The organism is Paucisalibacillus globulus DSM 18846 (assembly GCF_000482485.1).
GTDB classification, from domain to species: domain Bacteria; phylum Bacillota; class Bacilli; order Bacillales; family Amphibacillaceae; genus Ornithinibacillus; species Ornithinibacillus globulus.
In genome coordinates, this window is the sequence record NZ_KI519436.1 from 313,119 (window position 1) to 326,617 (window position 13,499).

Here is a 13,499-nt window from a genome sequence, read left to right on the forward strand (position 1 = left end):
TAGTAGGACATCCATGTCAATTTACTTAGTGGATTAAAAAAGATTGAATGTCTGACTATGGACGTGTCGCAAGTTTTTCAGAATGGGAAGGGATTAGATGGCTGCTCCGAAAGCTGGATCTGATATTAAAATACAAAGCTATAAACACGATGGAAATGTACACCGTATCTGGGAGAGCACAATGGTGTTAAAAGGAACTGAACAAGTTGTCATCGGAGCAAATGATAAAACTTTGGTTGTCGAAAGTGATGGACGGACCTGGATTACAAGGGAGCCAGCAATTTGTTATTTCCACTCGAAGCATTGGTTTAATATTATTGGTATGCTTCGTGATGATGGAATTCATTACTATTGCAATATAAGTTCACCCTTTGTTTATGAAGAAAACGCAATTAAATATATTGACTATGACTTAGACTTAAAAGTATATCCAGATATGACCTATCGTGTACTGGATGAAGATGAATACCAAATTCATCGAGAAAAAATGAATTATCCAGATGTGTTAGACAGAATACTTTACAATAATATAAAGGATTTACAGAGATGGGTCCAACAAAGAAAAGGTCCATTCTCACCAGGATTTATCGACCAATGGTACGAAAGATTCCTTACATATCGCTTTTGAAAAAAACTAACAATAACCTTGTTACAATTGTAGCAAGGGTTTTAATTTTTATGAGGTGCAGAAGTAGTATTGTCGCTTCTTAATTGATTTTGTACGATTAAGCAAGGTGAGAACCCATAGTACGAAGAGTAAGAAGGCTCACCAGACGCTCACGGAAAGTTTATATTTGGCTCGAGGACAAGGCCAGAGATATGAAAATAAATAACAAAAGAAAGTTGATGTAAATGAGCAGTATTAAGCAATACATGGAATACGTAAAACCATATAAATGGAAAATTATTTGGACTATTATGATTGGAATTGTAAAATTTACAATTCCTTTGTTAATACCATTAATCTTGAAATATGTACTGGATGACATTATTGAACATGATACATGGAATACTGACGAAAAAATCAATCATTTATTCTGGATAATGGGTCTGGCATTTGGAATTTTCTTAGTCTTGCGTCCACCAGTTGAGTATTACCGTCAATATCTTGCGCAGTGGGTAGGTAACAAAATCCTTTATGATTTAAGGGATAAGCTATTTGATCATATGCAAAAATTGAGTATGAAATATTACTCTACGACAAAAACCGGCGAAATAATTTCCCGGGTAATAAATGATGTCGAACAAACAAAGAATTTCGTAATTACTGGCTTAATGAATATTTGGCTCGATTTAATTACGATTTTAATTGCAATTTGTATTATGTTGACTATGGATATTCCTCTAACTTTTGTTGCAATTGCTTTATTTCCATTGTTTGGATTTGCGATTAAATATTTTTATGGTCGACTACGTAAATTGACACGTGAACGATCTCAGGCCCTTGCTGAAGTGCAAGGACACTTGCATGAACGAGTACAAGGAGTGCAAGTGACAAGAAGCTTTGCACTTGAAGATTATGAGCAGGAACAATTTGATAAGCAAAACTGGAAATTCCTGAATAAGGCGTTAGAGCATACGAATTGGAATGCGAAAACTTTTGCGGTTACTAATACGATAACCGATTTAGCACCGTTACTAGTTATTACTTATTCTGGGTATCATGTTATCACTGGAAGTATGTCTGTTGGAACAATGGTAGCATTCTTCGCTTATTTGGAAAGAGTGTACAGCCCTCTAAGAAGACTAATTAACTCTTCAACAGTACTAGTTCAATCTATTGCCTCTATTGACCGTGTATTTGAATTTATGAACGAACAATATGATATAGTAGACAAACCAAATGCAATCAAAGTAGAACGAGTTCATGGTGATATTGATTTTGAACATATTTCGTTCCAATATGATGAAGATTATCCAATACTTAAGAATATTAATTTACAAGTAAATCAGGGCGAGACAATTGCTTTAGTTGGTATGAGTGGCGGTGGAAAATCTACCCTAATTAGTCTAATACCACGTTTTTATGATGTTACAAGCGGATCAATCAAAGTGGATGGAATAGATATCCGGGATGTTCAGGCTCGTTCTCTAAGGAATAATATTGGTATGGTATTGCAGGATAATATATTATTCGGTGATACGGTTGCAATGAACATTAAAATGGGGAAACCCCATGCTACTGAGGAAGAAGTTATGGCAGCTGCAAAAGCAGCAAATGCGCATGATTTTATTATGGAATTACCAGATGGCTATAATACAATGGTTGGAGAACGAGGAGTGAAGCTCTCAGGAGGACAAAAGCAACGAGTTGCGATTGCTAGAGTATTCTTGAAAAATCCACCAATCCTTATATTTGATGAAGCTACATCAGCTCTGGATTTAGAGAGTGAACATATGATTCAAGAAGCAATGGAAAAATTAGCTTCTGATAGAACTACATTCATCGTTGCACACAGACTTGCGACAATAACACATGCTGACCGAATTGTTGTTATTGAAAACGGTGAGATAACAGAGGTCGGTTCTCATGCAGAGCTAATGGAGAAAAAGGGTAGCTATTATGATCTATACCAAGTTCAACATTTGGATGATTAATGTTAAAGTGGACATTATTTCCTTTGCAAAAAAAATGAAACAAACGTACTATTAAATACGTATAAAGAAAGTAGACAGATAAGGAGGTGAATACAGATGCTTTTCGATTTTATTATTGAATTATCTAGTGATTTTTCAGCTATGTATTTCTATTTTAGTGCTGTTTTAACTGTTTTATTTTCCATTCATTGGATGCCGCTAGTTGCGCAAAATGTCTATCGTGACACACGTATTACAATAGAAGGCATTCATAATGAGAAAGCTGAACAAAGTACACGTAATAATTCTATTAACAAAATGAACAAAAAGCGAAATTGGTTGGCAATGATTACAAAACGAATAGAAACACCAGATGATGATGATGAAGCATCTTCTTCCTTGTATTTCAATAGATTGAGACAATTACAAGGAGGAACAACATGCAAAAACAATCTGTATTCACATTCTTTAAGAAAACAAGTCTTATCGGTATCTTTGGATTAATATTATTACTAGCTGGGTGTTCTGGAGGGAATTCAGGAGATTCAGGATTCTTTCAACATTTTTTTGTAGAAACCTTTTCATCTTTAATCAAAAGTATTGCTGTGTTCTTTAATGATAACTATGGGTTATCGATTATTCTCATTACGATATTAATTAGACTAGTTGTTATGCCGTTTATGATTAAGCAAATGAAGAATAACTTAGTTGTACAAGATAAAATGAAAGAATTAAAGCCAGAAATGGAAGAAATTCAAAAAAAATATAAAGATAAAAAGGACCCTGATGCTCAAAGAAAGATGCAACAGGAAATGATGCAGCTTTATCAAAAGCATAACTTTAACCCACTAGCATCTTTCAGTGGGTGCTTACCGATGCTGATTCAATTTCCATTCCTAATCGGATTCTACTATGCCATTCGCCAAACACCCGAAATTGCGACCCATTCATTCTTGTGGTTCAATCTTGGGGAAACAGATTACTTGTTAGTTGCAATAGCAGTTGCCGTGTACTTCATTCAATATAAAGTATCACAAATTGGACTGGATCCAAAAATGAAAAAGCAAATGGCTTTGATTGGATTACTATCACCAATTATGATTGGAATTATTTCCTTAAATACATTTGCGGCACTTCCATTATATTGGACTGTTGGTGGTGTAATTGTTATTGTTCAAACGTTGATTTCTAAGAAAATATATTTAGCTCATAAAAAGGAGCTCGAAAAAGAATAAAATTAAAAGCCGCCTGCAAAATCTTTAATGATTTTGTAGGAGGCTTTTTTAATCAGTTACCACTATATTGAACAAACGTTTGTTTGAATAATAATTGTAGTTTGAAAATTGTGTACTGTAGGGGGATAAATGTCTTACTACCGTAGTTTTAATAACTTGTAAAGCTACAATTTTGATTTTGTAAGCTCTCTTAACTTTTCAACTAGGATACAGTATTGATAATCTGATTAATTAATCAATGTAATAGATAAACCCACTTACGGATAATCGTAAGTGGGTTTATTATCCAACTATTAATTAGAACTCATTTCCTTAAATGCATTTCCGACAGCTTCAATTGTCCTATCGATATCAGCTTCCGTATGTTCTGTCGTAATAAACCAAGCTTCATATTTCGAAGGAGCGAGATTAATACCTTGATGAAGCATCAATTTAAAGAACTTACCAAATGCCTCACCATCACTATCTTCAGCACCTTTATAGTCTGTTATCTTTTCTGTACTTCCAAAGTAAACAGTTAATGCACCACGTAATCGATTGATAGAAATAATCATATCGTGTTCTGTGGCTTTATCTAAAATCCCATTTTCCAAGCGTTCACCAAGTTGGTCAAGTTTTTCATACACGCCATCTTGCTTTAACACTTCTAAACAAGCAATTCCAGATGCCATAGAAGCAGGGTTGCCTGCCATTGTACCAGCTTGGTATGCAGGTCCAAGTGGTGCTACTTGTTCCATAATGTCCTTACGTCCTCCATAGGCTCCGATTGGAAGTCCGCCACCAATAATTTTACCCATTGCTGTCATGTCTGGCTCGATTCCGTATACTTGTTGAGCACTACCATATGTGAATCGGAAAGCAGTGATTACCTCATCGTAGATAACCAGTGCACCAACCTCATGAGTAAGGTCATTCACTGCTTGTAAAAATCCTGGACTTGGTTCTACAATTCCAAAGTTCCCAACGATTGGCTCCACAAGAACACAAGCAAGTTGATTGCCCCATTTTTCAAGTGCATGTTTGTATGCATCAATATCATTAAAAGGAACTGTTATTACATCTTGTGCCACTGATTCAGGAATTCCAGCAGAGTCTGGTGTACCTAAAGTAGAAGGGCCAGAACCAGCTTGAACAAGTACCGCATCAAAGTGGCCATGATAACTACCGGCGAATTTAATCACTTTAGTTCTACCAGTATATGCCCTTGCAACACGGATGGTTGTCATGACAGCTTCTGTACCGGAGTTAGTGAAGCGAACCTTTTCCAAAGAAGGGATTGCCTCTTTTAACAACTTGGCAAATTTATTTTCTAGTGGTGTTGGTGTTCCATATAACACGCCATTTTCTGCGGCCTTTTGAATAGCTTCTGTAATATGTGGATGTGCATGACCTGTAATAATTGGCCCATATGCTGCTAAATAATCAATATACTTATTACCATCCACATCCCAAAAATATGCTCCCTTTGCACGGTCCATATAAACTGGTGCACCGCCGCCAACTGCTTTATAGGCGCGTGATGGTGAGTTGACCCCACCAACAATATGTTTTAAAGCTTCTTCATGAAGCGCTTCAGAGTTAGTAAAATTCATTCCATTTCCTCCTATGTAATACAATTTAATACCGTATCTTATTGTAGCGCAGCCTTGTAGGAAAATAAAATGACAAGCTTTCCGAAGTCCTTGCATATGCTATAATAATGACCATTATGTAAAGGAAGATTATATGAGTGTGTTACCATGGATATTAGTTATTGCCGTAAGTTATGTAATTGCTAAAAGTATTTATGGTTTTGTATTAGGAGAGAGGAAAATTTTAGGGATAAAAATGCAAGAGAGAAGATTTTCTGTTGAAATGTTTTATTCCTTACTCATTACCTATGCAATTGTAATTCTGGGATTTGGCTTGATATATTTCATCCTGTCATTTGAAGGAATATACCTTGTAGAGGGGGGAGAGCTAAGGCAAGTAACCGCAATTGGTTCCATGATTCATTCGTTTTACTTTAGTGGGGTAACGATGCTAACCATTGGTTATGGAGACATTTCTCCAATAGGTATCGGTAGGTTAATTGCGTTAGTAGAAGCATTGATAGGATATGTACTCCCAACTGCATTTGTTATTCAGATTGTCACAAATAACCAAGAAAGAGCACAAGATTAGCCATCAATTTTTTGTAGTGTTATAGTGTGAATAAATGGATATTTGGAGGTACCTTGAAATGACATTAGAAATTGGAAAAGCAGCTCCTTCCTTTACACTACTAAATCAGGACGGTAAGGAAGTTAGTCTAGAAGATTTTAAAGGAAAACATGTTGTGTTATATTTTTATCCAAAAGATATGACACCAGGTTGTACGACTGAAGCATGTGATTTCCGTGATAACCATGAAAGCTTTGCTGAACTAGATGCAGTCATAGTTGGCGTAAGTCCAGACCCTGCAGACAGCCATCAGAAGTTTATTGGTAAGCATGATCTACCGTTCTTACTTCTAGCAGATGAAGAAAATAAAGTTGCAGAGGCTTATGATGTTTGGAAACTGAAAAAGAATTTTGGTAAGGAATATATGGGTATTGAACGTTCTACGTTTATCATCGATAAGGAAGGTAAACTACAGAAGGAATATCGTAAAGTAAAAGTGGACGGACATGTTGAGGATGCTTTGAATTTTATAAAAGAGAATTTATCTTAAAAGAGAAGGGCCACACAGATCAACAATATGTGTGGCCCTTTAATTATTCACTCGTAAAATGTCTAACTGGTCTCTCGTTGAAATTAAATCAATAGTGTGAATCCCTTTTGAATAATAAACGGAAGCCCCTTCTCTTTCTCCTTTTTTCCAACCATTCGCCCATAGTACAAATTCATAGCCAAATGGAATTCCCTTTTCCTCTGAAGCTTTTGACCAATAATAATTATTTCCAAACTCGTTTTTACTAGTAATCTCTGCGTTTTTTGGAATAGGGAAATTAAAGTTAGAATTTTCCTGAAATTAATTGTACTATAAGACTGTTCATAGATACATCACATTTTAAAGGATAAGTAATTATTACTATTACATTACTTAGTTATATACAACCCAACTTTTGAATAATATGAAATAGTTAAGTATGTACTAATGAAAAAGAAGGGTAGGTTTATGGAAATGCTAGAGTCTGCCAAAACGAAAACAAATATATTTTTACATATTAATCTTTATTTCTTTTTTAAAAGACTAATAGACATCATTGTCAGTGCTGTACTTTTAATACTACTATTACCACTCTCCCTATTTATTTGTTTAAGGATTGCAAAGAACGAAGGAAGACCAATCTTCATTAAAGAGCTTAAAGTAGGGAAAAACAATCAGACATTTACGATGTGGTCATTTCGCACGATGACAAATGGAACACGAGTAATTCGGCAATTACCACCATACCCATTTCCAAGTTCATGGGAAAAGGGAGTCCCAGATTACTTTAAAATAAAAGGAGATAAAAATGTAACCTTAACAGAAACAGGTGTGTGGCTAAAGAGATATAGATTTGAAAAGATTCCACAATTAATTAATGTCTTTAAAGGAGAAATGAGTCTAGTAGGTCCAAGTCCTGAACGACCAGAAATTGCAGATTACTACAATAACCAGCAAGTGGAGCGGCTGAAGGTGAGACCTGGCTTAACTGGTTATGCCCAAATTAAAGGGGTAACAAATGATAACCATGGTAAGAAAATCAGTTATGATTTATACTACACTCATAATTGCTCCTATAAGCTTGATTTTAAGATTTTCCTGAAAGCAACCAAACAAACCTTAAAAAGAAAGTCTAGTTGAAAGAATATATCTGGTGCTAGGTACCCATGAAGTTTTTGAGAATTTCTACATACCTGGCACCTATGTGTTTTTCTAAAATAGTTTTTAAGTTGTTCAATTATTCTATTGTGTATATTATGGATATTAGGAGTATAGCAACTTAAAGGGGGATTTCTTTTTGGTTATTCTTTTTTCAGTAAAGATTTCAGAGAAGCATCAAGAAGCATTGCTAAACAAATATCCACATGAGGATTTTATTTTTAAGGATGGAATGACTGAAGCAGAGAAGTACCTTGAACAAGCATCTGTTTTCGTAACGTACGGAGATGATTTAGACGATAACAAACTGAGAAGAGCAACGAACTTAAAATGGATTATGGTACTTTCTGCGGGAGTGGACCAATTACCATTTAAACAAATCGAGGATCGTGGAATTCTAGTTACCAATTCCAAAGGTATACACAAAACCCAAATGGCAGAGTATACCCTTTCTATGATGTTACAAATGTACAGACAAGAAAAACTTCTAATGGAGAATGAGAAGGCAGCAAGTTGGGATAAGCGCGTACGAATGAAGGAAATTAGCGGTCAAACAATTATGGTTTTAGGAACTGGTGCGATTGGTCAGGAAGTTGCTAGACTTGCTAAGGCCTTTCGAATGAAAACTATCGGTATTTCACGAAGTGGTAGAGTAGTTGACTACTTTGATGAAGTTTTAACAATCGAACAAATCAACAGTAAACTACCCGAAACGGACTTCATCGTTTCCATTTTACCAAGTACTAAGGAAACTAGATATTTACTAACGGAGGAACATTTTAATTTAATGAAAAATAGTGCAATCTTTATCAACATTGGAAGAGGGGATGTTGTTAAAAGCGAAACGATTCTGAAGGCTATCCGTGATGAGGAAATTGCCTATGCTGTTTTAGATGTTTTTGAACAAGAACCACTTCCCGAGGACCATCCGTTCTGGAAAGAAACTAACATAACAGTAACACCACATATTTCTGGTCAATCACCAAATTATATTAGTCGTGCGCTAGCTATTTTCCAAGACAACCTAGATAATTTTCAACAAGGCAAAAGCACTTATATTAATAAAGTAAATCCATCTAGGGGGTATTAAAATGAGAATTTATACAAGATCAGGAGATAAAGGATTAACATCACTAGTTTATGGGAAACGTGTCCCAAAAAATGATTTACGAGTTGAAGCATACGGAACATGTGATGAAGCGAATTCAATGATTGGACTAGCTTCAAGTTTACTAGAAAATGCAAACTGGGATGAAAAGGATAAATTCATGGAACAGATGCACAGAGTACAAACTATTTTGTTCCATGTTGGTGCAGAATTAGCAACACCATCGGATAAAGAAGTAGCATGGAAACTGAAAAAAGAACATATTGATGAATTAGAAAAACAAATCGACGAGTGGGACGGGCATCTCGAGCCATTAAAACAATTTATCCTACCATCTGGTCATCAAGCATCGAGCGCTCTACATGTAGCGAGAACAGTAACTCGACGTGCAGAGCGTCTCGCGGTAGGACTAGTAGACGAACTACCAAACCCATTAGTAGTTTCCTATTTAAATCGGTTGTCTGATTTTCTTTTTGTGGCGGCTAGATATGTGAATAAAGCGTTGAATGGTAAGGAGTTGCCTTTGAATACGGATGTTTGAGTAATGGTTTTGGCTAACTTAGTTACGGGGCACACAGTAGATAATATTGCTGCTAAATTCGAATGATTGATTTAAAAGTCAATATTTTTCACTAACCAATATAATAATATTTAACAATGAATAATATACTATTATTGACAACAATCCATAGATAAGCGTACACTAATTATAAATATTATAATATAATAATTGTGTTAGTCCTAGAATATCTCATGAAAGCGAGGTGCATGACGTGTCTGAAAATAGACTTCAAGAAGCTATTAAAATTTTAAAAAAATCGGGAGTTCGAATTACACCACAGCGTCATGCGGTGCTTGATTATCTTATGAATTCAATCATACATCCCACAGCCGATGACATTTATAAAGCACTTGAAGGGAAATTTCCTAATATGAGTGTAGCCACTGTGTATAATAATTTGCGTGTACTACGTGAAAACGGATTAGTTCGTGAATTAACATATGGAGATTCATCAAGTCGGTTTGAAATCAATCTATCTGATCACTACCATATTATCTGTGAAGAATGCGGGAAAATAGTGGACTTTCATTATCCCTCATTAGATGAAGTAGAGTCTTTAGCTCAGAAGGTTACGGGATTTGAAGTCAGCCATCACCGAATGGAAGTATATGGTGTGTGTAGAGACTGTAAAGAATTAGTTAAACATGAACAACATTAAAGAAGGGCCCTATTACATAGCGTAACAGGGCTTTTGTTATGCAAAGCGAACTTCAATCCATTCCTTCACACTATTAATAAACCAAATTCGACTACAATCTTCTATTTCATCTACTAATATAATACGTTCACTAATTATCTCCTGATCCAATAAGGATTTACGAAAAGTTCCTGCTAACAACCCACATGAAACAGGGGGAGTGTACAGCCTATTCTCTAACTCCACAACAATATTCCCACGAGTAAACTCTGTTATTTCAGCACGCTCATTCCATAATAAAACATCAAAAACAAGAGGAAAGGGTAGCAGGCTTTTATCATAATTACTCCGATTAGTCGTCTTATGATAAAGGAAAATATCTTGATGGTTAATTGGGGATTTTGCTAATGCGACCACGTGATTGTCTATAGGTTTTTCTGGTTTTACATCTATTGTAAAGCTCCCATCCTTATTTAGTAGAACTCTTATTTTCCACATACCTTTTCGATACTTATCTAAGGATTCTAATACTCTTTCCTTTAATAGACTCGGATTAAACGTAAAATTAAAATAAGTTGCTGATTTTTGTAGGCGTTCCATATGGTTTTCAAAAACAAGTAACCTACCTTCTTTTAATCCAATTGTTTCAATGAGTTGAATAGTCATTCTTGATGTTGATAGAACTTTTGCTTTTGTCAAAACTTCATCATATTCCTCGATTTCATCAGAATCCCAAGTGATACCACCGCCAACCCCATAAGTAGCGTCCCCATTACGATCAATCATGACAGTTCGGATCGGCACATTAAAAATTGCTTCCTTTTCTGGTGTAATATATCCAATTGCACCACAATATACTTGCCGAGGAGTGTTTTCGAGATGATGGATCATGTCCATAGTGCTAATTTTAGGTGCGCCAGTAATGGAACCACAAGGAAATAACGCCTTGAAAATATCCAAAATACCCTTATCTTCATCAATCTCACAAGTAACGGTTGATGTCATTTGATAAACAGTTGGATACTCTTCAATTGAAAATAACTCTGGTACAGATACCGTACCAGGCTTGGCAATACTTCCTAAATCATTACGAAGTAGGTCGACAATCATAACATTCTCAGCGCGGTTTTTCTCTGAACGATACAACCACTCGGCATTTATCTGATCTTCTATGGGAGTCTTCCCTCTACCAATGGTTCCTTTCATCGGTTTAGTCGTAAGTTTACTATCCTTTAAATGAAAGAAGAGTTCAGGGGAAGCGGATAGAATTTTAAAGTCACCAATATCTAAGAAAGCACTGTAACTAGCGGACTGTGAATTAGCAAGCTTTTGATAAAAAGTAAATGCATCACCTTGAAAGGATGCGCTCATTCTAATCGTATAATTTACTTGATAAGTATTTCCATGATAAATAGCATCTTTAATTTTGTGAATAGATTGGTAGTAGTTTTCGATACTCGTGTTGGGTAACCAGTCCGAAATATAGAATGAGCCATTTGATTTCAATTTTTCTGTTTCACTTGCATTCTTATAAATGCCAAACCAAAGAAGTGGCATAGTAGTACCTTTCATAACTTTCATAGAGGGATCAAAGGCAGGAGCGGCTTCATAAGAAAGGAACCCAGCAGCATAATAACCATCTTGGATAGCTTTTTGAACTTGTTTCATTGCAGGAATAACCTGCTCAATGTTGTATGCATCAATTATTTTAATGGGATTAATAAAAGTAGTTGAATCATTATTAAAGTCAAATTGAAGCTTGATCATTAATATGAACTCCTTTGGAAAAGAAAAAGTTTCTTAGTAATGGAAGACCACTCTCAGATAAGATAGATTCTGGGTGACCTTGAATTCCTACAATTGGATACTTTTTATGTCGTAGTGCTGCGATATCGCCTGATTCTGTATAAGCACTAGCTTCTAAGCAATCAGGTAAGCTTTCAAGTTCAACAATTAGGGAATGATATCTAGTTATTTTCAAAGGATTAGCTAAGTTTTTAAAAATATCCTTTCCATCATGTTTAATGTTCGAAACTTTTCCGTGTACTGGCTCCTTAGCTTTAATTATAGTTCCTCCAAAGGCTTGTGCAATAATTTGGTGTCCTAAGCAAATACCGATAATAGGATATTCCATATAAAGTTTCTGAACAACTTCCAAACAAATCCCTGCAGAATTGGGATTACCTGGACCCGGAGAAATTAAAATATGTGAGGGGTTCATTTTTCGAATACCCTCTATTGTAAGTTCATCATTTCTTTTAATGCACACCTTGTAATTCAGTTGGTATATATACTGAACAAGATTAAATGTAAATGAATCATAATTATCGATAACTAGAATCATATGATTTCCTCATCTCATAATTCTTTACTATAGTAGAAAAAAAACATCCACCCTCGGGTAGATGTTGTATGTTCTGGATGTATGTCGATAGAAAATTAAATCACTATGAGAACTTTAGTATCTATAATAGAAGTTGTAATTTCCAAGATTCTATTGTTTCTTCTTAAGCTCTCTTTTGTATTTACGTGAATTATATTTTTCATCAAATTCTTTACCTTCTAAATCCTTATCAAGTGTTAATGGTTGTTTGCAGTGCATACAAGCGTCCACTCGACCTAACATTTTCGTTGGCTTCTCACATGTAGGACAAATAATTGCAACAGTTTTGGTTGAGAGCATCCCTATCCAAAAGTAAACGACTGTACTAAGGACAACAGAAATAATACCAAACAAGAAAAAGATAACCATTAACCATTCTATTTTCTTCAATAGTAAGCCTATGTACATTAAACCGATTCCGGCAAAGACAAGGATTAAGGCGAAAGAACGGATTTTATTGATTTTACTTGAATAAACTAATTGAGGTTCAGCCATTCTTATTTATCCTCCTTATTATATACATGGATAGTATAGCATAACTTATACAAACAATAGTATTTTTTTCCTTGTTAGGGACATATTATTATGGATGTTCTGTTACATAACTAATTGTACTACTAGTATAGAGTAGCAAGTTGGCTTGCATTTAACGACATTCTAAATAGACCTAATAAAGTTGTTGACATTGATCTGTGAGCGTGGTAAAGTTATAGTCGTTGCTTAAATAGCTCATGTTATTTAGCGACAATAACATAAAAAATATATCGAAAAAAAGTTGTTGACATTGAATTGCCAACGTGGTATATTAATAAAGTCGCTGATTTGAGAAGCGATATGAAAGAAATAGAAAATCTTTTAAAAAAAGTTGTTGACGTAATTTAGTCGACGTGATATACTTTAAAAGTTGTCGCTTGAAGCGGCGAAAGAGATTTTGCTCCTTGAAAACTGAACAAAACAACCAGTATGTAAGGAAAAACATACCCTGTTTTTTCTATTAAAGAAATTCTAAAAGCTAGCGTGCTTTTAGTAGCTAAGAACTTAATTGACTTGTTCAATTATGATAAACAAACTTTTTTGGAGAGTTTGATCTTGGCTCAGGACGAACGCTGGCGGCGTGCCTAATACATGCAAGTCGAGCGAGTGAAACTAACTGATCCCTTCGGGGTGA

General features: G+C 35.2%; 14 protein-coding genes and 1 rRNA gene. 11 read left to right on the forward strand and 4 right to left on the reverse strand.

The features are described 5' to 3' along the window. The first annotated feature begins 97 nt into the window (after nt 1-97). The 4 genes from ntdP to yidC all read left to right on the forward strand — a co-directional run bounded on the left by ntdP (nt 98) and on the right by yidC (nt 3,812). Entirely contained in the window at nt 98-628 is a 531-nt protein-coding gene (ntdP, locus tag K332_RS0115330; RefSeq protein ID WP_026908261.1) for a nucleoside tri-diphosphate phosphatase, read from the forward strand. 224 nt (nt 629-852) lie between these two features. Continuing rightward, complete coding sequence (locus K332_RS0115335) at nt 853-2,598, forward strand: ABC transporter ATP-binding protein (protein ID WP_026908262.1); 1,746 nt, start codon at nt 853-855, stop codon at nt 2,596-2,598. Between the two features lie 96 nt (nt 2,599-2,694). Continuing rightward, the gene (locus tag K332_RS0115340) at nt 2,695-3,081 is read left to right on the forward strand and encodes a hypothetical protein (protein WP_026908263.1); all 387 of its coding nucleotides are present in this window, start codon (nt 2,695-2,697) and stop codon (nt 3,079-3,081) included. Beyond that, complete coding sequence (gene yidC / locus K332_RS0115345) at nt 3,018-3,812, forward strand: membrane protein insertase YidC (RefSeq protein ID WP_026908264.1); 795 nt, start codon at nt 3,018-3,020, stop codon at nt 3,810-3,812. The genes K332_RS0115340 and yidC overlap by 64 nt, the downstream gene beginning before the upstream one ends. Nucleotides 3,813-4,105: 293 nt before the next feature. Here the strand turns inward: yidC and K332_RS0115350 are convergent, their stop codons facing one another. After that, the gene (locus K332_RS0115350; protein ID WP_026908265.1) at nt 4,106-5,404 is read right to left on the reverse strand and encodes a glutamate-1-semialdehyde 2,1-aminomutase; all 1,299 of its coding nucleotides are present in this window, start codon (nt 5,402-5,404) and stop codon (nt 4,106-4,108) included. Between the two features lie 133 nt (nt 5,405-5,537). Between K332_RS0115350 and K332_RS0115355 the strand changes: the two genes are divergently transcribed. From K332_RS0115355 to perR, 6 genes are all read left to right on the forward strand, one after another. Then, on the forward strand, nt 5,538-5,975 hold the full coding sequence (locus K332_RS0115355; RefSeq protein ID WP_026908266.1) for a potassium channel family protein: 438 nt from the start codon (nt 5,538-5,540) through the stop codon (nt 5,973-5,975). Between the two features lie 58 nt (nt 5,976-6,033). Continuing rightward, the gene (gene bcp / locus K332_RS0115360) at nt 6,034-6,504 is read left to right on the forward strand and encodes a thioredoxin-dependent thiol peroxidase (RefSeq protein ID WP_026908267.1); all 471 of its coding nucleotides are present in this window, start codon (nt 6,034-6,036) and stop codon (nt 6,502-6,504) included. Between the two features lie 447 nt (nt 6,505-6,951). Next, nucleotides 6,952-7,623 (forward strand): sugar transferase, encoded by a 672-nt coding sequence (locus K332_RS22680; protein ID WP_051359489.1) that lies wholly within the window; start codon nt 6,952-6,954, stop codon nt 7,621-7,623. Nucleotides 7,624-7,780: 157 nt separating this feature from the next. Continuing rightward, nucleotides 7,781-8,731, forward strand: coding sequence for a D-2-hydroxyacid dehydrogenase (locus K332_RS0115375; protein ID WP_026908268.1), 951 nt, complete (start codon nt 7,781-7,783; stop codon nt 8,729-8,731). A 1-nt stretch (nt 8,732) separates the two neighbouring features. Beyond that, complete coding sequence (locus tag K332_RS0115380; RefSeq protein ID WP_026908269.1) at nt 8,733-9,290, forward strand: cob(I)yrinic acid a,c-diamide adenosyltransferase; 558 nt, start codon at nt 8,733-8,735, stop codon at nt 9,288-9,290. Between the two features lie 232 nt (nt 9,291-9,522). After that, on the forward strand, nt 9,523-9,969 hold the full coding sequence (gene perR, locus K332_RS0115385) for a peroxide-responsive transcriptional repressor PerR (protein ID WP_026908270.1): 447 nt from the start codon (nt 9,523-9,525) through the stop codon (nt 9,967-9,969). 36 nt (nt 9,970-10,005) lie between these two features. On the opposite strand, the gene pabB is transcribed toward perR, so the two are convergent. The 3 genes from pabB to K332_RS0115400 form a co-directional block, all read right to left on the reverse strand. Further along, complete coding sequence (pabB, locus tag K332_RS0115390) at nt 10,006-11,715, reverse strand: aminodeoxychorismate synthase component I (protein WP_026908271.1); 1,710 nt, start codon at nt 11,713-11,715, stop codon at nt 10,006-10,008. After that, entirely contained in the window at nt 11,696-12,292 is a 597-nt protein-coding gene (locus tag K332_RS0115395; RefSeq protein ID WP_026908272.1) for an anthranilate synthase component II, read from the reverse strand. The genes pabB and K332_RS0115395 overlap by 20 nt, the downstream gene beginning before the upstream one ends. A 150-nt stretch (nt 12,293-12,442) precedes the next feature. After that, complete coding sequence (locus K332_RS0115400) at nt 12,443-12,826, reverse strand: YgzB family protein (RefSeq protein ID WP_026908273.1); 384 nt, start codon at nt 12,824-12,826, stop codon at nt 12,443-12,445. Nucleotides 12,827-13,402: 576 nt separating this feature from the next. Here K332_RS0115400 and K332_RS0115405 point away from each other — a divergent pair. Then, nucleotides 13,403-13,499 (forward strand): 16S ribosomal RNA (locus tag K332_RS0115405); the annotation flags it as partial.